Genomic DNA, 25,128 nt, shown 5'->3' with positions numbered 1-25,128 from the left:
CCCCCTACTCCGCCGCCGGTTGTTCTAATGTGCTTGTATCGAAAGCCCGATCAGCGCCAAATCGACGCGCCAGTTCCTTCATCCCGGTATAGAACGAAAAATCGCGTCGGACGATTTCATTGCCCTTGCGCCCCATCTGGTCGCGCAGAGCCGGATCAACGATCAGTTCAGCCATTGCCAACGACAATGATTTTGGATCACGTTCGGGAACAAGTTTGCCATTCAGGCCATCCGTGATCAGTTCCGGTATCGCTGAAATTGCGGTCGAAACCGCTGCAAGCCCGCAAAGCTGGGCTTCCATCAGGACATTGGGCAATCCGTCACGATCACCATCCTTTTCCACCCGGCTTGCCAGCACGAACAGATCAGCAGACTGACAGGCTGCAATCACTTCCTTCTGGTCACGCGGCCCTTGCCAATCGCAATTATCGGCAATTCCAAGGTCCGCTGCGAGCGATTTATATTTATCGCCATTACCGCCACCAATATGGACAAACCGCCAGTGCAGATCTTTTGGCAAGTCGGCAAGTGCTCGTAAAAGGTCATCATAACCCTTTTTGCCAACCAGCCGACCAACCGACAGGATTGTCACCCGGTTATTGTCATCACGCCCGTCACGGGGGGACCGATCGGGCAGTTCTTCGGGGAACCGTGAAAAATCCAATCCATGATAAAGCAAATTCACTTTGGCCGGATCATCGGCAAGCTTTTGCAGATGATCGACATTTGCCTTCGTGCAGGTCACCAGCCAATCCATATCTGCCAGCTTTTCACGCATGTCCCAATCTTCGCTGGTGTAGATATCCTTGGCATGCGCCGAACAACACCATGGAAGACCGCGAATGATCGCGGCATATCGTGCAACCGATGCCGGGGTGTGCAGGAAATGCGCATAGATGCGTGTGATATCGTTCGGCAGCTCCGCCGCCATTACCAATGCCTGGGCGAAACGACGGGCACGGTTCGGCGTGCGATCCCGGCGATAGTCCTGCCACCAGATGTTTCTGGCCCGACGATATCCCGGCATTTTGCGCGCCTTTAACCAGCCGCGAAACACGCGCATCGGTTCCTGATAAACATATTCTGGCAGGTAATCGATTTCAGCCATGATCCGTTCGTGGATCGGATGGCGTTTTTTATCGGTCGGATGACGCAGGGATACAATGCGATAAGGAATACCTGCCTGCTGAATACCAAGTATTTCCTGGGCAATAAAGGTTTCCGACAATCGTGGATAACCTTTCACCACGATTGCAAGCTTGTCGCATGACATCTGTTGTTATCCCGGAAAATCTTACTCGGCAGCAAGCTGCGGCGGCAGCCAGCGTTCAACCTGATCGCCAACACTATCAAGGCCGCCCATCAGGTTTGGCACGGTCACATGCGACGGCTTTGGCTGATCAATCAGACTGCGAAGGGCCTCGGCCATTTGCATCGGCGGACGACCACCGTCCTCGGTCAGCATCTTGACCAGACCAAGCTTTTCGGCCGCCGATGCGCGGACATATTGTTCAAGCCGCGGAACGGTTCGCGGCACAATAATTGCCGGTTTGTCAAAAGACAGAATTTCGCAGAAGGTATTGTATCCGCCCATCGCAATCACGCCAGCGGACCGATCCATCAACATTTCAACATTGGCATCAAAGGTGATGACCGAGAGCTTATCGATCTTTTCGGCGCGTTCCATGAACGCCTGCTGATCATTTGGTGCCATGAACGGGCCCAGCACAACAAGCGACGGAACCGGAATGTCAGGATCGGCTTCATAGGCACTGATAACCCAATCGACCAGATTAACCCCATCTCCACCGCCACCGGTGGTGACAAGGTAATAGGGTTCCTCAAGACCAAGCGCGCCATGTTCCGGGGTTGGTTTGCGGGTGGCTGTACGCGGCAGATAGCCGGTATAGGTCATTTTTTCTTCGACACCCGGTGGCAAATCAATACCTTCAAGCGGATTGCAGATGTCCTTGAGGCCATAGACCCAGATTTCATCGTAAAGATCGGCAAGGGCCGGAACGCATTTTTTGCGGTCCCATTCTTCGCGCAGATTAACCGGGTCATCCATCACATCGCGCAAGCCCATGACAAGGCGCGTGCGGCGATGGCGAAGCATTTGAAGTGTCGATTCAACTTCCCCGCGCAAACCAAGCGGCTCCTTGTCGACGATGAACAGATCAGGGTTAAACACGTCGGCGGTATGCTGAATAATGGATTCACGCATCGCCAGAGTCTGATCAACATCAATATTCAGATTAAGTGACGTGTATTCACCATTCGAGAGCTTGATCACGCCCGGAATGCGCACAAAGTCGACTCGTGAACGGAATTCGAAACTGCCAATGATCGGCGATCCAGAAAGGATCAGCACAGATACATCGTCCCGACGTGAAACAAGCGCATGCGCAATGGTTCGGCAGCGGCGCAGATGGCCCAAGCCGAATGTATCGTGGCTATAGATCAGAACACGATAGCCGGTATTCCCCACGATCGACATATATCCGCCCGCTCTCGTAGTGTCCTTCGATACCTTCTCAACCCGATATAGGGTGACACGATATCGCCCGTTGGCAAGTATTTCCGTATTTTACGGTATTTAAAACCTGCCATCGGGCTATTGCTCTCATGCCGATGCGATATCTTGCAAGACTTTTTCGAGCAGGGCCTCGCGTTTTTCGTTGCTGTCGAGTGCGCGAAGTTTTTCAGAAAGCTCTGTAACACTATGGGCATAGCGGTTATGCCAGTCGTCCCGGGACATTTCGCCAGCCGGCAGGCGCGGTTTGAATTCGGCCTGTTTTGCCTGCCCGCGTTTGAGCATAACGGTGTCATCAAGCATCGGAAGGGCGATTTTGCTTTCTTCGATACCGGCATTAATCATCGCCTGCTGCAAACCGGCACGTGCGCCATCTTCACCATGGGTCAGGAAAATACGCCGCGATACCGGCATACGTTCTTTTGTCCAGCGCAGAAGCATGTCCTGATCGGCATGACCGGAATAGATATCAAGCGTTCTGATCCGGGCACGGACATCAATCTCGTCACCGTGAATGCGGACGTGCTTTGCCCCGCCCTGCAACACACGACCAAGCGAGCCGGCAGCCTGGAAACCAACCATCAACACCGTAGATTCAGGACGCCACAGATTGTTTTTCAGATGATACCGAATACGCCCGGCATCGCACATGCCGCTTGCTGATAAAATGATCGCCCCGCTTTTAACCCGTGCCAGTTGCATGCTGGCTTCGGCATCGGGCACCATATGGAAATTGGGATGCGCCAAGCCACGAGCATCGTCATGAGACAGATGTTTGGCAAAAACCTCGGTTGCGCGCTGAGCCAGCGGGCTATCGACGAAAACATCCGCCTTGGGCAGCTTTCCAAGGTTAAACAGGGTTGCCAGATCAACCAGCAATTCCTGCGTTCGGGCAACAGCAAAGCTTGGTATGACAAGGTTGCCGCCAGCCTGAATGGCAGCGCGAACTTCCACGGCAAGCATTTCACGACGTTCGGCGTCGCTGACTTCAGGACGGTTACGATCACCATAGGTCGATTCAACAAACAGATAATCGATGTTTTTCGGGCCTTCGGGGGCATCGTTAAACACCGCCTCTCCCGTGCCGATATCACCTGAAAACAGCAACCGCAAGGTGCGCGGTTCGCCGTCCGGTGCCTCGTCATCCACTTCGACCTCGATCGAGGCCGATCCCAAAAGATGCCCTGCATCCCAGTAGCGTGCCCGCAAACCCGGTAAAACTTCGCGCCACTCATGATAATCGACAGGCTGCAAACGTTTGAGGGTCTTTTCCGCGTCTTCGCGGGTATAGATCGGGGTGACTTCCGGGCGGCCACGCCGAACATTGCGGCGATTAAGACGTTCGACCTCGGTTTCCTGAATATAGCCGGAATCAGGCAGCATGTAGGTCAGAAGATCGCAGGTGGGTTCGGTCGCGTAGATCGGCCCGTTAAAACCGGCCTTCACCAGTTTGGGAAGCAACCCGGAATGATCAATATGCGCATGGGTCAGAAGCACGCTACGAATATCCGCAGCCTTGAACGGAAAAGCTCCATAGTTCAGTTCGCGAACCGTCTTGCTGCCCTGAAACATGCCGCAATCGACAATGATATCACCACCGTCGGTACGCAGCAGATAACACGAACCGGTAACGCCACCCGCAGCCCCGCAAAAAGTAACTGATACAGTCATCTGCTTTCCACCCTTAATCCGTTGTTTTGTTATACATCTGCGAAAAAAGGCAGCAAATCCATGATCTGGATCAGTTTTTAAAACGCCTGCAAACCACCGAAGGGCAAATAAAGCACGCGATCACCCTTTTTAACCTGTCCGCAATCCTCGGCGATTTCAATCAGGCCTTCTGCCCACACCATCGAGGATAACATACCGGAACTTGCCGAATGATAAGGCCTGGCAACCCATTGACCATCATCCTCCACAAGACGGGCGCGCAACCATTCACGGCGCCCGGTACCTCGCCTGAAATCAAATCCGGCGGTTGCGGGCAATCGCACGGGGGCACAAACCTGATCAGCAGCCCCCATCATATGCAAAAGCAATGGCACGGCATAAAGCAGGCCTGACACCATCACCGAAACAGGATTGCCAGGCAAACCAATAACCACACAATCCCCGATACGGCCTCGCATCAAGGGCTTTCCGGGTTTGATTGCCAGTTTCCACGCCTGAATTTCGCCAAGGCTATCCACGACGGGTTTAAGCAGATCGGCCTTGCCAACCGAAACCCCACCCGACGTCAAGATGACATCATGGGTTTGAGCCGCATCCTTCAAGGCCGTTTTCAGAACGTCGAAATCATCAGCCAGAAGACCGAGATCGGTTACCCTGCACCCGCAAGCGCGCAGCATACCGATCATGGCAAACCGGTTGGAATCGTAGACGCCACCGGCTGGAAGTGGATCACCCGGCCTTGCCAGCTCATCCCCGGTCGAGAAAACGGCAACTGATAATGGTCTGGCAACCGGCAGGGACTGATACCCCTGCCCGGCCGCGACTGCGATATCCTGTGGGCGCAGACGTTTACCGGCTGGCAGGACAACCATACCGGTTGCAACATCTTCACCGCGCCGACGGATATGTTGATGCAGACGGGTTTTGGCGATCACGTCCTGCGGGATGGTCAAAAGCGTTTCATCGGCATTGGCCGTGATATTTTCCTGAATGATGATGCAATCCGCACCATCAGGAATGGAGGCCCCGGTCGCAATGCGGATTGCCTGCCCGCGCGGGATTTCTCCAGCAAAAGGATGACCTGCCAGTGATACGCCGCCCACAATGATTTGTGCATCCGACGCCCCGACAAATTCCTGCAAATCGGCATGACAAAATGCATATCCGTCCATCGCCGAATTATCAGCAGACGGAACATCGACCCTGGCAACGATATCCTTGCGCAGGATTGCGCCATAACAATCAGAAAGTGGTGCCTCAATCACCGGGGCGCGAACAGCCACGTCGTTAAACGCAATACGCAGTGCATCTTCCAACCGGGTCAGGCCCGGTTGATGGCAAAGGTCGGTCTTGGCAGGATTTTTTTGCGACGTGGTCATCGGCAGCCTGTCGAATTTATCGGGATCATATAGCAGCGATAGTGGTCCGCCGGAACAGGAACGTCAATGGGGCGAAGATGCACTGCCATGCCCGGGGCGGGACCGAGAAATTGCACGGCTGAGCATAACCACCGGCACGACGCCGACAATGACGATGGTCAAGGCACCTAGTGCGGCCTGCTCGATCATTTCGTCCTTGGCAAACTGATAGACATGCGTTGCCAGCGTTTCAAAATTGAACGGCCGCAGGATCAGTGTCGCCGGAAGTTCTTTCATCGCATCAACAAAGACCAGAACCGCGGCGGCAAGAATACCGCCACGCACCATCGGGAAATGAATACGTTTCAACGTACCCCACGGGCTTTCCCCCAATGTCCGGGCGGCGTCATCCATACTTGGCCGGACCTTGCCAAGGGCGGCCTCGATCGATCCATAAGAAACAGCCATAAACCGCACGGCATAGGCAAACACGATGGCAAAGACCGTACCGCTTAGAAGCAGACCGGTTGAAATCCCGAATGTTTCGCGCATCACGGCGTCAACCGCATTATCAAACCTTGCGAATGGAATCAGAACCCCGATTGCAAGAACTGCCCCCGGCACGGCATAGCCAACCGACGCCATGCGGATGCAGAACCGCAAAAGCGGCTGCGGGAAAAGCCGCAGGGCATATCCCAGAAACACAGCACATCCGACCGCAACAAAGGTTGCAAGACCAGCAACCAGAAGGCTGTTGCCCGCATATTCAAAGAAGTCCGATGTCCAGCTTTGGTCAAAATAGCCAACGGAATAATAGATCAGCACCAGCGACGGGATCACGAAACCCAGCACAATCGGCAGAACACAAACCGCAAGTGCAAAGAACTTGGCGACCGGGCCAAGCTCGTAACCCGGTAATTCCTGAAAACGATTGGTTGTGTCGTGGAAGCGCTGGCGACGACGCGAATAGCGTTCGGCCACAATCAGGACAATCACAACCGCAAGCATGGTCAGCGCAATCTGCGCCGCCCCACCGGCATTTCCCATACCAAGCCAGACGTTGAAAATACCGGCAGTCAGGGTATGAACCGCAAAGAAATCGATGGTGCCGAAATCATTCAGCGTTTCCATCAATGCAATGACCACCCCAACCACGATGGCAGGCCGCGCCAATGGCAAGGCAACGGTCACAAACGAATTCCACGCCGAACGCCCAAGAACGCGCGCAGCTTCAAGGACACAGACCGATTGCGCCAAAAAGGCAGCCCGGGCCAGCATGTAAACATAAGGATACAGCGTCAGGCTGAGCACCAGAATTGCCCCGCCCTTGGTCCGGATATCGGGGAACCAGTAATCGCGCGCCGATTGCCAGCCAAAAATTTCGCGCAACAGACGCTGAAACGGCCCGGCATATTCCAGAAGATCGGTATAAACATAAGCAACGATGTAGGCCGGAACCGCCATCGGCAGCAGCATTGCCCATTCAAAGAACCGTTTGCCGGGCAGGCGGCACATCGTTACGACCCATGCCGCCGACACACCGATCAATGTTACACCAACACCGACGCCCAGCATCAGAATGCCGGTATTTTTAAGGTATCGGGGCAACATGGTTGATGCCAGATGCGGCCAGATATTTTCGGTGGGGAACAGTGCCAGATAGACAACCGCAATCAACGGCGTCGCCACAAGAAGCGCTATAATGAACGCCCCGGCCAACCAAAGACCTGATTGGCCACGTGGCAACCACCGCATCGAGGTTCCAAGCGACCGTTCGCGCAACGGATCAAGCGTTTCGGTCACGGCCGACGGCCGGATATCGCGATCATCTTTGGTCTGACAGGAATTGTTCACGCGAAGAATGCCCTATTCGTTAAAGCCGACTTCGTCGATCAGACGAATGGCGGCGCCACGATTGTTGGCAACTTCGTTAAGCGGCAGCGTGTCGGATTTGAAAGTTCCCCAGGAACGAACCATTTCCGACCATGCCACCCCCGGCTTGACCGGGTATTCAAAATTGACGTCAGCATACATATGCTGCGCTTCGTCCCCCGATAGGAATTCGACCAGCTTGATCGCATTTTCCTTGTTGGGTGCATTCTTGATCAGCGCAACGCCCGAAATATTCACATGCGTACCACGGTCACCCTGATTGGGGAAAACAATCCGAACATCCTTGGCGGCATCGGCTTTGTTCGGATCATCAAGCATCTTGCCGTAATAATAGGAATTGCCGATTGCCAGGTCACAAACACCCTGCGATACGGCCTCGATCTGGTCGATATCGGCCCCTTGCGGTTTGCGAGCAAGATTGTCTTTCAGTCCCTGAAGCCAGGTTTTTGTGTATTCCTCGCCATGATGGGCAATCATCGAGGCCACCAGTGCGATATTGTAAACATGCATTCCAGAACGGAGACAAATGCGCCCCTTCCATTCCGGATCGGCAAGTTCTTCGTATGTCGAAATGGCGTCGGGCTTCACACGATCAAGCGACGTATAAAGAACACGTGCACGAGTTGTCAGACCAACCCACAGATGGTCCTGATCACGGAATTGTTCGGGGATATTGGCATCGATCACATCGCTTTGAAGCGGTGTTGCGATATCGGCATCAACAGCATCCTGGATGCGCCCGATATCAACCGTCAGCAAAAGATCGGCCGGACTGTTGCGGCCTTCATGTTTGATACGTTCGACCAGACCGCTTTGCGAAAACAGCGTATTGACCCGGATGCCGGTTTCCTGAGTGAATTGTTTGAACATCGGTTCAATCAGGAAAGGCTGGCGAAGCGAATATACATTCACCTCCTCGGCAGCATTCGCTTGAAATGCCGTCAATCCGACCACCGCGCCCATAATGCCAAAGACCTTGTTGCGCAGTGAAGTCATCTTGAATCTCCTGAAATGGTCGCAAAGCGATGGGGCAAGTAAGAATGATTTGTACTCGCTGTCGGGGAAATTAAAGGGCTGCTACCCTGTTTTGCAAGAGCCAATAGAACATAACCGCCTTGTCCATGTCGGTTTGCGCCGCGGAATTGCCGGGTTTACAGACATAAAAAAAGGGACGGTAATGGTTACCGCCCCTTTCCGGAATGATTCGAAAAACGAAAATTCGTTTATTCGTTGTATCCCACTTCATCGATCATGCGTACGGCATCCGCACGCAGACGCGCAATTTCAGACAACGGCAGCTCATCAGCCTTGAACGTGCCCCACGACTTCACATAGTCGGACCATTCAACACCCGGCTTGACCGGATATTCGTAATTCACTTCGGCATAGATTTTCTGTGCCTCGTCACCCGAAAGGAATTCCATCAACTTGACGGCGTTTTCCTTGTTCGGGGCACCTTTGATCAGGGTCATGCCGGAAATGTTCATCGACATGCCGCGGTCATTCTGATTGGGGAAGATAATATTTACCGATTCCGCCCATGCGCGCTGTTCCGGATCATCAAGCATCTTGCCATAGTAATAGGTATTGGCAATCGCGACATCGCATTCGCCTTCCTTGATCGCCTTGACCTGACCACGATCGTTGCCCTGTGGCTTGCGTGCAAGGTTTGCTTTCAGCCCTTCGAGCCATGTTTTGGCTTCTTCTGTGCCGTGATGCGCAATCATCGAAGAAACCAGCGCGATATTGTAATCATGCGTACCAGAACGGGTACAAACGCGGCCCTTCCATTTCGGATCGGCAAGATCTTCGTATGTGGCAATTTCGCCCTCGGTCACACGGTCTTTCGATGCATAAAGAGCGCGACCACGCTGGGTCAGCGCGAACCACTGATCGTTTTCATCGCGCAAGTGGGCCGGAATATTTGCTTCCAGAACATCACTATTGACGGCGTCGGTGACACCGGCATCGACGGCTTCCTTGATGCGGCTGATATCGACGGTCATCAGGACATCCGCCGGGCTGTTTGCACCTTCCTGCTTGATCCGCTCGACCAGACCTTTTTCCGCGAAGATCACATTGACCTTAACTCCGGTTTCCTTGGTGAAGCTCTCGAACAGGGGCTCAACAAGGAAAGGCTGGCGCAGGGAGTAGACATTCACTTCCTGTGCAGAGGCGGCCGAAGCCGTAACGGCGGCAGCACCCAACACCGTGCCACAGATGATTCTCCTGATATCCATCGAAACGTTTCCCTTGAAATCTTTTCACCACGACATGCGTTTGCAAGTCACTTGCAACCAAACACCAGCACTAATCGCAAATGATTCGCAATTCAATACAGATCACACAGAACGATCCCGTCGGTGTGAAACGTTTCACTTTACCGAAACCGGGATATCTTAAAGCAGATTGAATGATCCGGCGCTTGAAGCCCGCCAGGCGTCGAGGAATTCCTGATAAGCCGGAATATCCCCTGCCCGTTCCTCAAGCCATGCGACGGTCAGATTGATGGCGTGATTATAACCGTCATGATCGCTTAATCCGGTGTGGAGAACATAGCGAAGATAAAGAAGATAGGTGTTGAGAACATCCGTTTCGCAGTAACGACGAATGCCTTCAATCTCGCCATTGTCATACATGTCCGAAACTTTGCTACCATCAACGCCGGTCTTGCCCGGAAGATCAAGGGCGGCACAGACCTCGTTCATTTTGGTTCTTGCGGATGCACCATAGTCGGAAAGAACTTCGCCAAGGTCACAATGCCAGTTTGGCGCATAACGCGACGTATAATTTTCCCACTTGTTGGCAGATTGGTGTAACCACCGCGCACTCACCCCATGCTTCATCGCGCGATATTTTAAAACCGGCAGATCGAACCCACGACCATTGAAACTAACAAGCCTGGGATAAAGTTTACCGCAATAGGCAAAGAAACCATTCACAAGGTCCTTTTCCTCGCTGGTCAGATCACCACCGGAACGCAGTTCTTCGATCTCGTAAGTTTCAAGATTTCCGTCGCGCTGGATCGTGGCGCGCAGGAAACTGATCGCGACAACCTTGTGAAACGGCTGGCGCGGGAACCCGTTTCGACCATCGGTGATATCAAGATGATATTTTTCGAGCATCTCGCGACCTGTTGCCGGATCAGGTGCGGTTTCGCCGGTCAATTGTGGCAGAACATCGATATCGGGAACGGTTTCGATATCAAAAACAAACAGACTGTCATGCGTCATGGTGCCCCCGGCGAAAATGCGTTTGGCGCAGCATAAACATGCCACAGGAAAGTTTCACGAACTTCCGGTCAAAATTCCACCCCCGCAATCGTAAATACACTGACATCTCCTGACATCGTTGTCAGGAGGAGCGTTTTAGACTGCAACCCATCATGGCACATCACAAGTCCGACAAATGTCGGCAAGCAGGGTTGCGTCATCTTTGGGCCCGAGGTTAAACTTTGACCTACCTGTATCAGGGGCAAAGTCCAGTCAGGGGACCAAATGAACAACCACTGGTGACATGACGGCATCCAACCGTCGGACATTGCATTTGATGCGCTTCCGGACCGTAGAAGATAATCAAAGGGAAAAATGATGAACATCCTGCCTACCGGAGCCGCAATGCTTATGGCCGCTGGCCTTGCATTTTCCACGCACACAAGCGCACAGGCACAAGATGCCAGTTGCGAGATTGATCGCCCGGTGATGTTCGCCGGGCTGAATTATGACAGCGCGCTTTTCCACAATGCTGTCGCGCGCTTTATCATTGAAAAGGGTTATGGCTGCCAGACCGACGCCCTGCCCGGTGATGTGATTCCGCTTTTGACCGGTGCGGGTAAAGGCGACATCGACGTTGTCATGGAAATCTGGCGCGATAACGTGGCGGACGCATGGAAAAAGGCAGAGGCCGCCGGAAATGTTACCCAAATCGGGGTGAATTTCGATGATGCGGTCGAAGGCTGGTTCGTGCCGCGTTATGTGATCGAAGGCGATAAGGAACGCGGGATCGAGCCGATGGCGCCCGATCTGAAGTCGGTCGATGATCTGCCCAAATACGCCAAACTGTTCGAAGATGCCGAAGAACCGAACAAAGGCCGCTTTTACAATTGCCCGGCGGGCTGGGTTTGCGAAAAGGTCAATTCGGCGAAACTCGTGGCCTATGGCCTTGATGACAGCTTCACCAACTTCCGCCCGGGCACCGGTGCGGCGCTTTCTGCGGCAATCGCCTCTGCGCACAAGCGTGGCGAGCCGGCACTTTATTACTATTGGGGGCCGACATGGGTGATGGGTCTTTATGACAGCTATCGCCTTGAAGAACCGGCCTATGATCAGTCGATTTTCGACAAGCTGAAAACAGATACAAACCCGAAAAAAGCCACGGCCTATCCCGAAAGCACGGTTACGGTCGGGGTTAATACGGAATTCATGAAATCAGCGCCCAGACTGATCGAATTCCTGACGCATTATGAAACCAGCAACGCCATGGTTTCGGAAATGCTGGCCTATATGCAGGAAAACGAAGAAAAGCCCGAAGATGCAGCACTTTATTTCCTGAAAGAAAAGCCGGACGTTTGGAAAGCCTGGGTGCCGGAGAAAGTGGCAGAGCGGGTTGAGGCCGCGCTTTAAAAACAGGTAGCAACCTGATCGCAATGCGGTCTTGCAAATATTGATCACGGGGCAGATTTCGATCTGCCCCTTTTTGCTGCGCCTGCAAAATTGGTTAGGGGTGGAAACAATCGAGGCAATCCGGATTGCCCCATTCTAGTCCACGGAAAACCGGTCGTATCCGGTCGGCGGCCTAGGGTCGACTTCTTCGGTATCCATCAGGCGGGCAACATGCTGCAATGAGGTCAGGATACGGCTGCGTTCGTTCATATCAAGCATTTCATAGCGCTGCATGAATTCACCGTCCATCAGCGGTGGCGTATCGCTCAGTACGGCAAGCCCCTTGTCGGTAAGGCGACTATTGACCACCCTCTTGTCATCCGCGTTGCGGGCCCGCTCGATAAAACCGCGATCTTCAAGCCGGTTCAGGATCGTCGTAACGGTTGCCTGACTAAGCGAGACGTGCCGCGAGATTTCCTTGACCGTCACCGCCCCCAATTCTTCGATTGCCAGAAGCACGACAAGCTGCGGAACAGTAAGACCACAAACCTTCATCACATGTTTTGAATGCAGATCGGTTGCACGAATGATCTGCCTCAGCGCGACCAGAACATCGAGAAACTCTCTTCTTTTCTGCTGATCCGTGATCATACGCGCCGTTCTCCCTGTCATGTTATCGGGCCAACTTAGCGCCATTATAATTTGACATCAAATGTTTTGATCTGTAACTATCAAAACACAGAATGTGACGAAATTGGGGGAGCAGGCGCGATCCGGCGCAAAGATCACACCTGTCTCGACATGACATTTTCAATGGATGACATCGCGCGGTTTCCGCACCCCGGGATCGACGACGCTTGTTGTCCGACAACAACAAATGACAAGGGCCAATGACCGATAAAATCGTTGTAAAGGACCTTTATAAAGTCTTTGGCGACCGTCCTGATCAGGCAATGCAGATGATCAATGACGGGATCGACAAAGCCGAAATTTTTGACAAAACCGGACAAACCGTCGGGGTTTGCGGCGCCAGCTTCACCGTCCGTCAGGGCGAGATTTTCGTTGTGATGGGGCTTTCGGGATCCGGAAAATCGACACTTGTTCGCCTGCTGAACCGTTTGATCGAGCCGACGTCGGGCCAGGTTCTTTATGACGGCACCGACATTGCCGCCATGAATGACGAGGAATTGCGCGAATTACGCCGAAGGGACATGTCCATGGTATTCCAGTCCTTTGCACTGATGCCCCATATGAGCGTCGTCGAAAATGCAGCATTTGGCCTAGAATTGGCGGGTGTTGCCGAAAACGAACGCCATGAGCGCGCCCTGAATGCGCTTGATCAGGTCGGACTGAAAGCACAGGCCAATTCATACCCCGATGAACTTTCGGGTGGCATGCAGCAGCGCGTCGGCCTTGCCCGTGCCCTTGCCAACGACCCATCCGTTATGTTGATGGACGAAGCATTTTCCGCCCTTGATCCGCTGATCCGTACAGAAATGCAGGACGAACTTCTAACCCTGCAACGTGAACACAAGCGCACCATCATCTTCATCTCGCACGATCTGGATGAAGCGATGCGCATCGGTGACCGTATCGCGATCATGGAGGGCGGCATTGTCGTTCAGGTCGGAACGCCTGAGGAAATCCTCAACAATCCGGCCAATGACTATGTCAAATCGTTCTTCCGCGGTGTTGATGTCTCAACAATTCTTACGGCCAAGGATATCGTCGTAAAACGCCAGGTTACTGTGATCGAACGCGAAGGCGTTGGCCTTAAAACAGCCCTTAACCGCCTGCGTAACGAAGACCGCGAATATGGCTATATCGTTGGTGACAAGCTTGATTTCCACGGGATCATTTCCGTCGACAGCGTCGATCAGGCGATCAAATCAGGTGCCGACAAACTTTCAGCAGCTTTCCTGCCTGATATCGAAGCCGTTTCCCATGACACCCAGCTTTCTGACCTGATCGGAACCGTGGCACATACACCGTGCGGCGTGCCGGTCGTCAATGAAAACGGCAAATATCTTGGCGTAATCAACAGAGCCAATCTTTTGGCGACTCTCGACCGCGAAGGAGATGGCGCAAATGGCTGATAACAGCAATCCGTGGGGTGCTGCCACCGATACCGGCGCGGCAGATGCAGCAAAAGACGCAACCACATCAGGTGCCGCTGATGCAGCCCGGAACGGCGCGTCCAATCCATGGGGTGGCGGTGACGCTTCTGACACGGCAGGAGACTGGCTTTCGAATGCCGCCCCTGCCCCGGAACATCATTTTGATATCCTTCATCCGTTTCAGGATGCGGTCATTCCACTTGATATCTGGGTCAATCATGGGCTGGAATGGGTCGTCGATAACTTTCGCAGCGTCTTTCAGGCGATCCGCTGGCCGATTGATGCGGTCCTATCGGGTGTCGAAACTGGGTTGCAGGCAACACCAGCCATCGTTGTCATTCTGATCCTGTCATTGATTGCGTGGCAGTTGGCCGGTCGTCGCCTTGCGATTGGTACTTTGATTTCGATGATTGCCGTTGGTCTGATCGGTGCCTGGTCAGAAGCCATGGTGACATTATCATTGGTTATAACATCGGTTCTGTTCTGCGTGGTCCTGGGCCTGCCGACCGGTATCTGGCTGGCACGCAATGAACGGGCAGCAAATACGGCACGCCCCGTCCTTGACGCAATGCAGACAACACCTGCGTTTGTTTACCTTGTGCCTATCGTGATGCTGTTTGGTATTGGCAACGTTCCGGGCGTGGTGGTGACCATCATCTTTGCCCTGCCGCCACTGATCCGCCTGACCATTCTGGGTATCCGTCAGGTGCCCGGCGATCTGGTCGAAGCGGCTCGTTCCTTTGGCGCCAGCCCGAAACAGCTTCTGTTCCGTGTTCAGCTTCCGCTTGCCATGCCGACAATCATGGCAGGCGTGAACCAGACCCTGATGCTTGCCCTTTCGATGGTGGTGATCGCCTCGATGATCGCTGTTGGTGGCCTTGGTCAGATGGTTTTGCGCGGCATTGGTCGCCTTGACATGGGCCTTGCCACAGTTGGCGGTGTTGGGATTGTCCTTCTGGCCATCGTGCTTGACCGCATGACGCAGGCGCTTGGTCAGGATAGCCGCAGCAAAGGCACCCGCCACTGGTACGAAAGCGGCCCGGCCGCAGCTATCCGTTCCCTTATGGGCAAGAAATAGCCGGCACGCCGGTTTGAAAACAAGGGCAGAAAACTGCCCCAATCAACCAACAAGGAGAAGCTAATGACGATCCTGAAGAAACTTTCCACCGGTGCAGCCATTGCTGTGACCAGCTCGTTTCTGATCAGCGGCACTGCTTTTGCCGACAACATGAAACCGGGCGAAGGCGTTGAAGTTCAGCCGCTTAAAAGCTCGATCGCCGAAGAAACATTCCAGACCGTTCTGGTGAACAAGGCGCTTGAAGAACTTGGCTATGACGTCCAGGATATCCAGGAAATCGAATATGCTGCGGGCCACGTTGCCATCGGCAATGGCGATGCGACCTTCTTGGCCGATCACTGGAACCCGCTGCATGCCGATTTTTACAAGGCTGCTGGCGGTGACAAGAAAATCTATCGCGAAGGTGTATATTCACCGGGCGCGTTGCAGGGTTACCTGATCGACAAGAAAACAGCTGATGAATACAACATCACCAATATCAGCCAGTTGTCCGATCCGGAAATCGCCAAGATTTTTGACAATAACGGCGACGGCAAAGCTGATCTTGCGGGCTGCAACCCGGGTTGGGGCTGTGAAGGTGTGATCGAACATCACCTTGATGCCTATGACCTGCGCGACACGGTGGCCCACAATCAGGGTTCCTATTCGGCGATCATCGCCGATACCATCACCCGTTATAAGGCTGGCGAGCCGATCCTGTATTACACCTGGACCCCTTATTGGGTTTCGGGCGTTCTCGTACCGGGCAAAGACGTTACCTGGCTTCAGGTTCCGTTCTCGTCGCTTCCGGGTGAAAACAAGGAAGCCGATACCGCCCTTCCGGACGGTTCGAACTATGGCTTCCAGGTGAACAACCAGCAGATCATCGCCAACAAGGCATGGGCCGAAGAAAACCCGGCTGCGGCAAAACTGTTTGCGATCATGGAACTGTCAGCCAACGACATCTCGGCCCAGAACCTTCGCATGCGCGATGGCGAAAAATCGGCCGAGGATATCGACCGTCATGCCGATGCCTGGATCAAGGCAAATCAGGCGAAATTCGACGGCTGGCTTGAAGAAGCACGTAAAGCTGCGATGTAATCGCGTTAAGGCTTTTAAGCTCTGACGTCTTTGACGTGTAAAGCAGCCCGCCTGAATGGGGCGGGCTGTTTTATTATCAGTTCCTGACGCAAAAAACTGTCAGGAGATGTCAGTCCCTCAAGCAATTAATCGTGCGCAGGCGGGATCATATTGCTAGGCTCCTACGTTCATTGGTTTTCTGAACACAACCGGCCGGACGCACACGATGTTTCCAGAACAATTGAATGTGCCCTTGGGCAAATGGGTCAATCGCTTTGTCGACTGGCTGGTGGTGAATTATGGCGATGCCTTTGAAGCGTTTGCCGACAGCCTGCTGACAATTCTGGTCTGGCTTGAACAAATCCTGCGCGGAACGCCTTGGTGGATCGTGGTGATCGCGGTTGCGGTCATCGGATTTCATGCCAGCCGCAACTGGAAAATTGCCGCCGGACTGGCAATTGCCATGGTTGCCATCGGATCGCTGGGGCTTTGGGACAAGGCGATGCAGACCCTTGCCCTGATGATCGTGGCAACGTCATTTTCGGTGATCATCGGCGTTCCGGTCGGCATTGCGATGGCGATGTCCAACCGGCTACGCGCCGTAATGCTGCCGATCCTTGATACCATGCAGACAATGCCAAGCTTTGTGTATCTGATTCCAGCTTTGATGCTGTTTGGTCTGGGCAAGGTACCAGCTATCCTTGCAACTGTGATTTACGCGGCCCCGCCGGTAATCCGTCTGACCGATCTGGGAATCAGGCTGGTCGATGCCGAAGTTCTTGAAGCATCCCGGTCATTCGGAGCCAGCCGCAAGCAAATCCTCTGGAAAGTGCAACTCCCCCTCGCCCTACCCAACATCATGGCCGGGATCAATCAGACGACAATGATGTCGATCTCGATGGTGGTGATTGCGTCCATGATCGGTGCGCGCGGCCTTGGTGAACAGGTATTGATGGGCATCCAGCGCCTTGATGTTGGTGCGGGTATGGAAGCCGGCATTGCGATTGTGCTTCTGGCGGTGGTGTTTGACCGGATCGGTCAGGCTTATGGCAGACGGTCCCAACGCAGTCACAAGGCGGAGGAAAAGCCATGAGTTATATTGAAATCCGCAATATTTTCAAAATCTTCGGCCCGGATCCGCAAACAGCACTTAAACTGGCGCAGGACGGTGCCGATAAGGATGAAATCCTTGCCAAGACCGGCCATACGGTCGGCCTGCATGATGTATCACTCTCTGTCGAACGGGGTGAAACATTTGTGGTTATGGGGCTTTCAGGGTCAGGAAAATCAACCCTGATCCGGCATCTGAACCGTCTGATTGATCCGACGTCAGGCGAAGTCCTTTTTGACGGCACTGATATCCTTGCCATGAGCATCAGTGAATTGAATGCATTTCGGCGCAAAAGGCTTGGCATGGTGTTTCAGCGCTTCGGGCTTTTGCCCCACCGCAGTGTGATCGACAATGTCGGCTATGGTTTGGAAATTCAGGGGATTGATCGCAAACCACGCGACGATGCGGCTCGCAACTGGATCGAACGGGTCGGCCTTGCCGGATACGAAGATAAATTCCCCGATCAGCTTTCAGGCGGCATGCAGCAGCGCGTGGGCCTTGCCCGTGCTTTAACAACCGATCCCGAAGTCCTTCTGATGGACGAGGCATTTTCAGCCCTTGATCCACTCATCCGCAATGACATGCAGGATGAGTTGATGAAACTTCAGGGCGAGCTTCATAAAACCATCGTGTTCATTACCCATGATCTGGACGAAGCACTTAAACTGGGCGACCGGATTGCGATCCTGAAGGATGGCAAACTCATTCAGGTCGGTCGACCCGAAGAAATCATCATGCAGCCCGCTGATGCGTATGTACGTGCCTTCACCCGCGATGTGAACAGATCACGGGTACTGCGTGCCCGTACCTTGATGCAGCCCGTTGCAAATGGCAGCGACGTCAATGCGGGTTGGCCCAGGATTGCCGGGGACATGCGCCTTGAAGATATCCTGCCCGTCGCACTGGCGACCGAGGGATCAATGGCCGTGATTAACGACAGGCAAGAAACGGTCGGCATCTTAAGCAAACAACAGGTGATTGCAGCACTGGCCGCATAATTTTTTGATTAGAGGCTTCTAATTGCTTGATAAAATCTTATATTCATACGAATAAAAGCGATAATATCGGGCAGGAATTCAGTCTCATGGCACTTCGTTGACCACCGGAACCCAAAACATATTGCATGTCGTGTGCGAAAGCGACCGCACGGCTTTGATGCCGGTATCCCTGCTTGGTTTTGACATTCGGGTCTCGTCCATTGCTGATAAAATTCCGCTGGATGCGCAAACCATCGTTCTGGATATCGATCTTGCGAAGGCCGATAATATCACCAAGCTGACAGCGTTTCGCAAAACGGCTCCTGCCCGCTGCAAACAGATTTTCGCGATCACCAAAGGCAACCTGCAGGAAGAATTGCAGGCGACCACTCTTGGCGCGCGCAAGACAACGCACAAACCGTTAAACGATGTCGGGCTGGCAAAGATTATCGAAGACATTCGCGAGGCGGAGGGCATATTTACCCCGACAGCGACCAAAGCGATAAACGCAGCAGCAAAGACACTGGAAAACACCTTTACCCAGTTCGGAGCAAACAGGCCCGTCGACCTTGACGAAGTTGCGGCAACCGGCGAGGAAGTTGCAAAAACCATTGGCGATGTCGGTGTAAATGAATGGCTATCGACGGTGCGGGCATATCACCAGACAACCTTCCAGCACATCCTGATCGTAACCGGTCTTGCCTGCTCGTTTGCTACTGCAATGGGAATGCGGCGCGGCGATATCGAAAAGCTGACCATCGCCGGATTGCTGCATGATATCGGCAAGGTCGATATCCCGGCTGCAATCCTTGATAAGCCGGGAAAATTAACCCCCGAAGAGTTTGACGTCATCCGTACCCATCCCTTGGCGGGTTACCGGTTCCTTTCCCGGCAAGGCGGCATTGACGAAGACGTTCTGGATGCCATCCTGCATCATCATGAATTCCTGAACGGCACTGGCTACCCTGATGGCCTGTCAGGTGACCAAATTCGCGATCTGACCCGTATTCTGACCGTTTGCGATATCATGGGTGCGCTGCTTGAACGGCGATCCTACAAAGAACCCTTCAGCGTCACAGAATCTTTATCCATCCTTTTGCAAATGGCCAATGACGGCAAAGTGGAAAAGGTCCTGGTGCACGCCCTGGGCAGGACGCTTGAAAAGAACATCAACGCAATCAACGATAAAATCCCGGACGAAAGCCTGATTGCGCTGGCCCCGCTATATCAATCACCCGTCGACGCGTGATAACGCCCGATATCCCTGGCAAGAGCATGATGCGCCGCCGCCGCACGCGCAACATCAACTGAAAACAGTTCGATCAATGCGGGCTGCGCTCTGTCTTTTTCCGATAGTACGGGCTGCTGACCAAATAATTCCCAATCGATCTGAAGATCAGGGTCATTCCACGCGATCCCACGGTCATTTTCAGGGCTGTAATAATCCGACACCTTGTAAATCACGGTGGTGTCGGGCCGCATGGTACGGAAACCATGGGCAAATCCCGGCGGTATCCATAGCTGATACCAGTTTTCCGCCGACAGTTTGATCTTGATATGCTGCCCGAAAGTCGGTGAATGCGGGCGGATATCAACGGCGATATCCATGATCTCCCCCGTTGTCACCCGGACCAGCTTACCCTGAACATGGGGTTCAGATTGGTAATGCAAACCACGAATGGTGTTGATCGGTTTGCTGATGGACTGGTTTTCCTGCACGAGTGTTACATCGCCAATTGCCGCACGAAATTCATCCTCGCGGAAGGTTTCGGCAAATGTTCCACGCGGGTCACGATGACGGTTGGGGACAAAAAGCACCGGCCCGTCAATGTCAAAACGATCAAATTCCATGGCCTTATCCTTTTACTTCCTGATGGAAACGGGAAAACGTACCAACTGTCGCGGCACCCGCCACTTCCCGTTATGAGGCTTTGGGATCAAACGCACGAACACGAGGCTGGCCTCGTCATCCACAGTGCTAAAAAGCCGATCCTGACTGTCTTCATCAATCATGGTGGCATAGGCGGCAAACGGATCCCCCGGTCCGGCATCGGGGTCCAGATCCTCATCCAGAAGGAACTGCGGATCCGACCAGTTTTTCATATCTGCCGACGTCGAATAAAAGATTCCGTGACGATCTGTACCGTCCTTGTTGCGTTGCCGGTGCTGATAGATCGCAATAAAGTTATTGGTGCCTTCGTGTCGCACCAGCCCCCGGATCGAGGTAATGCCTCTTGGACCAACTCGGGCGCAATCAGTCTGTTTGACATGCCATACGTTTTCAGTCAGGCGGGCAGCGTCGATGAAATCCTCGCCATCCCAAACCTGCCAGCTTGACGGGTCATTGGCGGGGGCGCGGACCAGACAATTGCGCGAATTTTTCCATTCCTCTTCCCGTCGCCAGACAATGGCATAAAGATAATTCTGCCAATTGATGATGTTGGTCACGGTTACGTAGCTTGGCGCACGTTTGCGGTCATCGCGATAAGGTTCGGGTGGCGGAAAGGGTGCGTGATGAGGCGGTTTTCCCAGATAATCAAATGTCTTGCCACCATCGGTCGATTTCAGCGTTACCAATCCGTTGATCCAGCAATCAATCCGCTTTGTCCGTCCCTTGCAGGGCATTTCGTGCCGATACGGCATGAAGCTGGCACTGCCCAGTGCATAAACATTTCTGCCATCATTGGTGTAAATGGCGTGGATCCAGGTGCGGTCATCGAGAAGATCGGGCCGCGCCTTGCCTGCCGCCATAAACCGGCTGTCGCAATCGGGTTTCAGGCTATCGAAACCATACCCGACAAATGCCCGGTTCTGAAAATTCGGCGCAAACAGGATCATGCGCCCCTTATCATCGCGAAAGGCACGTGCTGGCGCATCGGGCAAATGATGTGAATCACAACCCGCAACGTCACTGTCAAAAATGACTTTTTCCGGTCCCTTGACGGTCAATTCAAGCGCCGAGGAATTCGGAGATGAGAAAGCAAGTATGCTGCCGCCGGAAAAGACGGTCGCAATCAATACTGCCGCGTAGCGGAAATGCGATCTGGTTAACACGTCGCCATCCATTACCGTTTGAAACGAAAAGAAACACAGGCATGACCGGCACTAGGAAAACCGGCCACGCCCGCGCAGCATTGATCACGCCGCCTCGACCACGTATGGGGTCGGAGTTGCACCAAGGCGGTGCGCCATGCCGTTCTCTTCAAGGAAGGTTTTAAGTTCGCCAAACCGCATCTGGTAGGTTTCCTCGAAATGGCCGAAATCTGCCTGATCCCAGGCTTCTTCGAAGGAAAACTTGTCGATATAGCGACCGTCGACATGCGGAATGCCCAGCGTTTTGACAAATTCGCGAGTTCGCGTGTCGTAGGTGATGTAAAGCGCTGGCACTTCGTTGGCGAGCGCCAGAAGATTACCATGCAGACGGAAGCCGGTTACGGCATCAAGATGCTGTTCTGCTTCCTCGAAATCTGCCACCGTTTCGAAAACCGCCAGTGACGATTTATACAGTTGCAAGATCGGGTCGTTTTCACCATAAAGCCAGCGTTCCTTGATAAGCTGGTTGACGGCCTTTGCCATCACTTCGTCCGCGTTGGCAATCTGGTTGCAGCGGGCATAGAAAATGGCCTTTTCTTCCAGTTCACCCGCACACAGGAATTCGGTCTGATATCGTTCCGCAAGTGTGCGCATCAAATAGCGTTGCAGCGTCCCAAAACCATGTGTTTTGCGCCTTAGGGTAAAACCAAGCCTTTTAATTTCGTTGGCCTTGATGCGGGGGAGACTGAGTTTCGGTTTGCAGTGGCGGAACGCCGTCGGACACCCAAAAACGCGGACATTCTTGATCCCAATCGAGTTCAGCGCCTTTTTCGAAAGATTCCCGCGCACCCCCAGCGTTGCCGACCGATGAGATACGATTTGAAGGAAACGCTTGGTCGACTCATTGACGTAGTCTTCCGAATTGTCAGGTGTTTGCACACCAATACCAAATGCAATTACCGGAACTTTGGTTCGCTCCAACACCCGAATGATCGGATCCCATTGACCGTTGGTATGGATGTAATTCGATCCGCGCAGAAACAGATAATCAAGCAGGTTGATTTTTTCGATCTGGGCTTCTGAAATATCGCCATTGGCCGAAGCATAAATAGGATAGAGTTCAGCGTAATCAAGAATTCTCAGGGATGAGTCATAGACGAAGCAGTCACCGATATTGGTAAATAGCCGAGTGGCTTTTTCCGGGGATCCAAAAGTATGCGTTACCACTCCGACATTTTCGACAACTCTGCCTGCCGGCATGAGAACGCCGATACGGGGCCTCTGGCCAGTGGAGGGGGTTATCTGGCTCATTTCTGGTACTCCTGCTATTGCGGTTCGGGCCATTTTGATCCTTCTGAACCGCTTGCTCGTAATGGACGTTTCCTCCCTTCTTGGCGCTCGGGTGTTATGCGGCGTCGACCACCTGACGGTTTTTCAGGCTTTCCTCCCAGTCAAGGGCATGACGCACGATCATTTCAAGATCATCATGTTTCGGCACCCAACCGAGTTTTTCACGAACACGGTCTGCTCCGGCAATCAGCGCCGCAGGATCACCCGGCCGGCGTTCGGCCAGTTTGACCGGGAAATCAACGCCTGATACTTCCTTGACCGCCGAAATCACTTCCTTGACGGAGAAACCGCGACCGTAACCACAATTCATCACGTCGCTTTCGCCACCATTTTCCAGATATTCCAATGCAAGAACATGCGCATTGGCAAGGTCGGAAACATGGATGTAATCGCGAATACAGGTGCCATCGGGGGTTTCGTAATCTTCGCCATAGATTTCCAGATGCGAGCGGACACCGGTCGCGGCCTGGCTTGCGATCTTGATCAGATGGGTCGCCTTGCGTGACGTCTGCCCTGCCCGACCTTTGGGATCCGCACCGGCAACATTGAAATAGCGCAATGCGACATAATTCATGTCATGGGCAACCGAGGCATCGGCCAGCATCTTTTCCGTCATCATTTTCGACGTGCCATAAGGCGAAATCGGTTTTGACGGGAAATCTTCAAGGATCGGGGTTTTGGCCGGTTCACCATAAACACCTGCGGTCGAGGAAAAGATGAAATGCCGGATACCGGCATCAACAGTGGCCTGTGCAAGCGCACGGGAATTCACCGTGTTGTTGTAGTAATAATCAAGCGGATAAACGACCGATTCCGGCACGATGATCGAGCCCGCAAAATGCATGATTGCCGTCACATCGTGATCGGTGATGAGTTTGCCAACCAGCTCATAATCGCCGCAGTCACCTTCGACAAAGGCAGCCCCGGCCGGAACAGCCCAGCGGTGCCCCTGACTAAGGTTATCGAGGACGACGACATGTCGCCCGGCATCCAGAAGTGCAAGCGCTGCGTGGCTACCGATATAACCTGCGCCACCCGTTACAAGTACAGTCATTGCCGTGTCTCCTTGTTATCGCTGCCCGTTTGCGGACATGCTTGTGGTGGCACAGCCATCCCGCCCGATAGTACGGTGCGAAATGGCTGCACCGGGTTTAATCAGGCGACCTTGCGCTCGGGCTGAGCGTCTCGGGCCATCACATCGACCATCTTGTGATCGATATTGTTTTCCGTAAGGAACGTTGCCATCTCGCGATAGGTTTGGAACCAGGCGCGATTGAATTTGTCGAACAGATCCTGATTCCAGTAATCCTCAAGCACGAATTCCTTTTTCGAGAACACGTCGTAGGAAGGAATCTGATAGGTTTCGGCAAATTCCACCGTGCGGCTGTCATAGGTGAAATAGATCGATGGAACACCGTTCGACAACGCCATCAGATTGCCGTGCAGGCGATAGCCCAGAACACAATCCTTGGTGCGGACCAGATGTTCGTAATCGGCCACGACATCGGAATAGAATAGCTTTTCGCGATACAGCTTTTCCATCGTCGGATCGAGATACCAGTTCTTGACCCAATCGTTGTTTTTAAGGGCCTGCATTGCCTCTTCTTTCTGGGCATTGGTCCCGAAAACCAGTTTCTTTTCTTCGGGTTCGCCCTGGGCCATCAGGGTGATGTCATCGAACCGATGTGCCAGTTCCTTGACCAGATCGCGATGGAAAGTCAGATACCGTTCAATGTTCTGTGCGTAGGCTGGGGAAACTTCGCGCCGCAGGGTGATACCGACATTGCGTACAGCGTCAAGCGACGGGAGCTTGATGCGCATGTCCGGATTATTGGACCGGAAGGCCGTCGGACACCCGACAATGCGAACATTGGTAATTCCCAGATCCCAAAGAACCTGGGCAGTGTAAGCCCCGCGCACACCGATTGAAGTCGTGGAATCGGCCATCATCCGCAAGACGCGTTTGGTCTGGTCGGACAATTCCAGCTTGCCCTTGACCGGAGCCTGCGCACCGATACCAAAACCCAGAACAGGCAAGCGCAGCCGTTCGAGGACTTCGATGGTATTGCGCCAATCCATATCAGAATGGATATAGTTCGACCCACGCAGGAAGACGTAATCGTATTCTTCACGCAGACGATCAATATCTTCCATTTTGGGCTCTGCAATCGGCAGAACGCCGAGCTTGTCATAATTCATCAATTTCAGTGATGAATCGTATACGAACGCATCGCCAATATTGTGATAGTGGTCGATACTACGTTGAATATCCTGATAATTGTACCAGCGGACACAATCATGGTCGTAGACTTCGCCCGATGGAATCATTACGAGAACGCGCGCCATA

The 25,128-nt window shown here is 53.3% G+C and carries 21 protein-coding genes; 7 read left to right on the top strand and 14 right to left on the bottom strand.

Annotated elements, in window-relative coordinates; translation table 11 throughout:
• Positions 1-4: 4 nt before the first annotated feature.
• The 8 genes from IT971_RS08880 to IT971_RS08845 all read right to left on the bottom strand — a co-directional run bounded on the left by IT971_RS08880 (position 5) and on the right by IT971_RS08845 (position 10,688).
• Positions 5-1,273 (bottom strand): glycosyltransferase family 4 protein, encoded by a 1,269-nt coding sequence (locus IT971_RS08880; protein WP_063092933.1) that lies wholly within the window; start codon positions 1,271-1,273, stop codon positions 5-7.
• Between the two features lie 21 nt (positions 1,274-1,294).
• A complete protein-coding gene (locus IT971_RS08875; protein WP_007089940.1) occupies positions 1,295-2,497 on the bottom strand; it encodes a glycosyltransferase family protein in 1,203 nt (400 codons plus the stop codon).
• Positions 2,498-2,623: 126 nt separating this feature from the next.
• Positions 2,624-4,204 carry an MBL fold metallo-hydrolase gene (locus IT971_RS08870; RefSeq protein ID WP_063092932.1) on the bottom strand — a complete coding sequence of 527 codons (1,581 nt, stop codon included), beginning with the start codon at positions 4,202-4,204 and terminating at the stop codon, positions 2,624-2,626.
• Positions 4,205-4,281: 77 nt separating this feature from the next.
• The gene (glp, locus tag IT971_RS08865) at positions 4,282-5,583 is read right to left on the bottom strand and encodes a gephyrin-like molybdotransferase Glp (RefSeq protein WP_063092931.1); all 1,302 of its coding nucleotides are present in this window, start codon (positions 5,581-5,583) and stop codon (positions 4,282-4,284) included.
• 63 nt (positions 5,584-5,646) lie between these two features.
• The gene (locus IT971_RS08860; RefSeq protein ID WP_223305077.1) at positions 5,647-7,416 is read right to left on the bottom strand and encodes an iron ABC transporter permease; all 1,770 of its coding nucleotides are present in this window, start codon (positions 7,414-7,416) and stop codon (positions 5,647-5,649) included.
• Positions 7,417-7,428: 12 nt separating this feature from the next.
• Positions 7,429-8,451, bottom strand: a complete 1,023-nt coding sequence (locus tag IT971_RS08855) for a Fe(3+) ABC transporter substrate-binding protein (RefSeq protein ID WP_110252311.1) — start codon at positions 8,449-8,451, stop codon at positions 7,429-7,431.
• A 227-nt stretch (positions 8,452-8,678) separates the two neighbouring features.
• Positions 8,679-9,695 (bottom strand): Fe(3+) ABC transporter substrate-binding protein, encoded by a 1,017-nt coding sequence (locus tag IT971_RS08850; RefSeq protein WP_110252310.1) that lies wholly within the window; start codon positions 9,693-9,695, stop codon positions 8,679-8,681.
• A 159-nt stretch (positions 9,696-9,854) separates the two neighbouring features.
• Positions 9,855-10,688, bottom strand: coding sequence for a 3'-5' exonuclease (locus IT971_RS08845; protein WP_063092930.1), 834 nt, complete (start codon positions 10,686-10,688; stop codon positions 9,855-9,857).
• Between the two features lie 384 nt (positions 10,689-11,072).
• On the opposite strand from IT971_RS08845, the gene IT971_RS08840 reads away from it, so the two are divergent.
• The gene (locus IT971_RS08840) at positions 11,073-12,077 is read left to right on the top strand and encodes an ABC transporter substrate-binding protein (protein ID WP_230729295.1); all 1,005 of its coding nucleotides are present in this window, start codon (positions 11,073-11,075) and stop codon (positions 12,075-12,077) included.
• 135 nt (positions 12,078-12,212) lie between these two features.
• Here the strand turns inward: IT971_RS08840 and IT971_RS08835 are convergent, their stop codons facing one another.
• On the bottom strand, positions 12,213-12,707 hold the full coding sequence (locus tag IT971_RS08835; protein ID WP_037988469.1) for a MarR family winged helix-turn-helix transcriptional regulator: 495 nt from the start codon (positions 12,705-12,707) through the stop codon (positions 12,213-12,215).
• A gap of 239 nt (positions 12,708-12,946) precedes the next feature.
• Here IT971_RS08835 and proV point away from each other — a divergent pair, with 239 nt between their 5' ends.
• The 6 genes from proV to IT971_RS08805 all read left to right on the top strand — a co-directional run bounded on the left by proV (position 12,947) and on the right by IT971_RS08805 (position 19,647).
• Entirely contained in the window at positions 12,947-14,152 is a 1,206-nt protein-coding gene (gene proV / locus IT971_RS08830; protein WP_007089950.1) for a glycine betaine/L-proline ABC transporter ATP-binding protein ProV, read from the top strand.
• Positions 14,145-15,251, top strand: a complete 1,107-nt coding sequence (gene proW / locus IT971_RS08825; RefSeq protein WP_063092928.1) for a glycine betaine/L-proline ABC transporter permease ProW — start codon at positions 14,145-14,147, stop codon at positions 15,249-15,251. The genes proV and proW overlap by 8 nt, the downstream gene beginning before the upstream one ends.
• Positions 15,252-15,314: 63 nt before the next feature.
• Positions 15,315-16,331 (top strand): glycine betaine/L-proline ABC transporter substrate-binding protein ProX, encoded by a 1,017-nt coding sequence (gene proX / locus IT971_RS08820; RefSeq protein WP_063092927.1) that lies wholly within the window; start codon positions 15,315-15,317, stop codon positions 16,329-16,331.
• Between the two features lie 205 nt (positions 16,332-16,536).
• Positions 16,537-17,403, top strand: a complete 867-nt coding sequence (locus IT971_RS08815; protein WP_063092926.1) for a proline/glycine betaine ABC transporter permease — start codon at positions 16,537-16,539, stop codon at positions 17,401-17,403.
• Entirely contained in the window at positions 17,400-18,419 is a 1,020-nt protein-coding gene (locus tag IT971_RS08810) for a glycine betaine/L-proline ABC transporter ATP-binding protein (protein ID WP_063092925.1), read from the top strand. The genes IT971_RS08815 and IT971_RS08810 overlap by 4 nt, the downstream gene beginning before the upstream one ends.
• 157 nt (positions 18,420-18,576) lie before the next feature.
• Positions 18,577-19,647 carry an HD-GYP domain-containing protein gene (locus IT971_RS08805; protein WP_065701993.1) on the top strand — a complete coding sequence of 357 codons (1,071 nt, stop codon included), beginning with the start codon at positions 18,577-18,579 and terminating at the stop codon, positions 19,645-19,647.
• On the opposite strand, the gene rfbC is transcribed toward IT971_RS08805, so the two are convergent.
• The 5 genes from rfbC to IT971_RS08780 form a co-directional block, all read right to left on the bottom strand.
• Positions 19,626-20,249, bottom strand: a complete 624-nt coding sequence (gene rfbC, locus IT971_RS08800) for a dTDP-4-dehydrorhamnose 3,5-epimerase (RefSeq protein WP_063092923.1) — start codon at positions 20,247-20,249, stop codon at positions 19,626-19,628. The genes IT971_RS08805 and rfbC overlap by 22 nt on opposite strands.
• A 12-nt stretch (positions 20,250-20,261) precedes the next feature.
• Complete coding sequence (locus tag IT971_RS08795) at positions 20,262-21,452, bottom strand: hypothetical protein (RefSeq protein ID WP_063093040.1); 1,191 nt, start codon at positions 21,450-21,452, stop codon at positions 20,262-20,264.
• 84 nt (positions 21,453-21,536) lie between these two features.
• Positions 21,537-22,691 carry a polysaccharide pyruvyl transferase family protein gene (locus IT971_RS08790; RefSeq protein ID WP_063092922.1) on the bottom strand — a complete coding sequence of 385 codons (1,155 nt, stop codon included), beginning with the start codon at positions 22,689-22,691 and terminating at the stop codon, positions 21,537-21,539.
• A gap of 145 nt (positions 22,692-22,836) precedes the next feature.
• The gene (gene galE, locus IT971_RS08785) at positions 22,837-23,835 is read right to left on the bottom strand and encodes a UDP-glucose 4-epimerase GalE (RefSeq protein WP_063092921.1); all 999 of its coding nucleotides are present in this window, start codon (positions 23,833-23,835) and stop codon (positions 22,837-22,839) included.
• 101 nt (positions 23,836-23,936) lie between these two features.
• On the bottom strand, positions 23,937-25,127 hold the full coding sequence (locus tag IT971_RS08780) for a polysaccharide pyruvyl transferase family protein (protein WP_007089960.1): 1,191 nt from the start codon (positions 25,125-25,127) through the stop codon (positions 23,937-23,939).
• Position 25,128: the final 1 nt, after the last annotated feature.

Origin of the sequence: Thalassospira sp. B30-1 (genome assembly GCF_015767575.1) — a bacterium.
Classification (GTDB): Bacteria; Pseudomonadota; Alphaproteobacteria; order Rhodospirillales; family Thalassospiraceae; genus Thalassospira; species Thalassospira xiamenensis.
This window is presented reverse-complemented; position numbering and strand designations above follow the sequence as displayed.

What these genes read in the sequence shown, in the direction of transcription:
- IT971_RS08880 (WP_063092933.1), bottom strand. Translation starts at nt 1,273, where the DNA reads ATGTCATGCGACAAGCTTGCAATCGTGGTGAAAGGTTATCCACGATTG.
- IT971_RS08875 (WP_007089940.1), bottom strand. Translation starts at nt 2,497, where the DNA reads ATGTCGATCGTGGGGAATACCGGCTATCGTGTTCTGATCTATAGCCAC.
- IT971_RS08870 (WP_063092932.1), bottom strand. Translation starts at nt 4,204, where the DNA reads ATGACTGTATCAGTTACTTTTTGCGGGGCTGCGGGTGGCGTTACCGGT.
- glp (WP_063092931.1), bottom strand. Translation starts at nt 5,583, where the DNA reads ATGACCACGTCGCAAAAAAATCCTGCCAAGACCGACCTTTGCCATCAA.
- IT971_RS08855 (WP_110252311.1), bottom strand. Translation starts at nt 8,451, where the DNA reads ATGACTTCACTGCGCAACAAGGTCTTTGGCATTATGGGCGCGGTGGTC.
- IT971_RS08850 (WP_110252310.1), bottom strand. Translation starts at nt 9,695, where the DNA reads ATGGATATCAGGAGAATCATCTGTGGCACGGTGTTGGGTGCTGCCGCC.
- IT971_RS08845 (WP_063092930.1), bottom strand. Translation starts at nt 10,688, where the DNA reads ATGACGCATGACAGTCTGTTTGTTTTTGATATCGAAACCGTTCCCGAT.
- IT971_RS08840 (WP_230729295.1), top strand. Translation starts at nt 11,073, where the DNA reads ATGCTTATGGCCGCTGGCCTTGCATTTTCCACGCACACAAGCGCACAG.
- IT971_RS08835 (WP_037988469.1), bottom strand. Translation starts at nt 12,707, where the DNA reads ATGATCACGGATCAGCAGAAAAGAAGAGAGTTTCTCGATGTTCTGGTC.
- proV (WP_007089950.1), top strand. Translation starts at nt 12,947, where the DNA reads ATGACCGATAAAATCGTTGTAAAGGACCTTTATAAAGTCTTTGGCGAC.
- proW (WP_063092928.1), top strand. Translation starts at nt 14,145, where the DNA reads ATGGCTGATAACAGCAATCCGTGGGGTGCTGCCACCGATACCGGCGCG.
- proX (WP_063092927.1), top strand. Translation starts at nt 15,315, where the DNA reads ATGACGATCCTGAAGAAACTTTCCACCGGTGCAGCCATTGCTGTGACC.
- IT971_RS08815 (WP_063092926.1), top strand. Translation starts at nt 16,537, where the DNA reads ATGTTTCCAGAACAATTGAATGTGCCCTTGGGCAAATGGGTCAATCGC.
- IT971_RS08810 (WP_063092925.1), top strand. Translation starts at nt 17,400, where the DNA reads ATGAGTTATATTGAAATCCGCAATATTTTCAAAATCTTCGGCCCGGAT.
- IT971_RS08805 (WP_065701993.1), top strand. Translation starts at nt 18,577, where the DNA reads ATGCCGGTATCCCTGCTTGGTTTTGACATTCGGGTCTCGTCCATTGCT.
- rfbC (WP_063092923.1), bottom strand. Translation starts at nt 20,249, where the DNA reads ATGGAATTTGATCGTTTTGACATTGACGGGCCGGTGCTTTTTGTCCCC.
- IT971_RS08790 (WP_063092922.1), bottom strand. Translation starts at nt 22,691, where the DNA reads ATGCCGGCAGGCAGAGTTGTCGAAAATGTCGGAGTGGTAACGCATACT.
- galE (WP_063092921.1), bottom strand. Translation starts at nt 23,835, where the DNA reads ATGACTGTACTTGTAACGGGTGGCGCAGGTTATATCGGTAGCCACGCA.
- IT971_RS08780 (WP_007089960.1), bottom strand. Translation starts at nt 25,127, where the DNA reads ATGGCGCGCGTTCTCGTAATGATTCCATCGGGCGAAGTCTACGACCAT.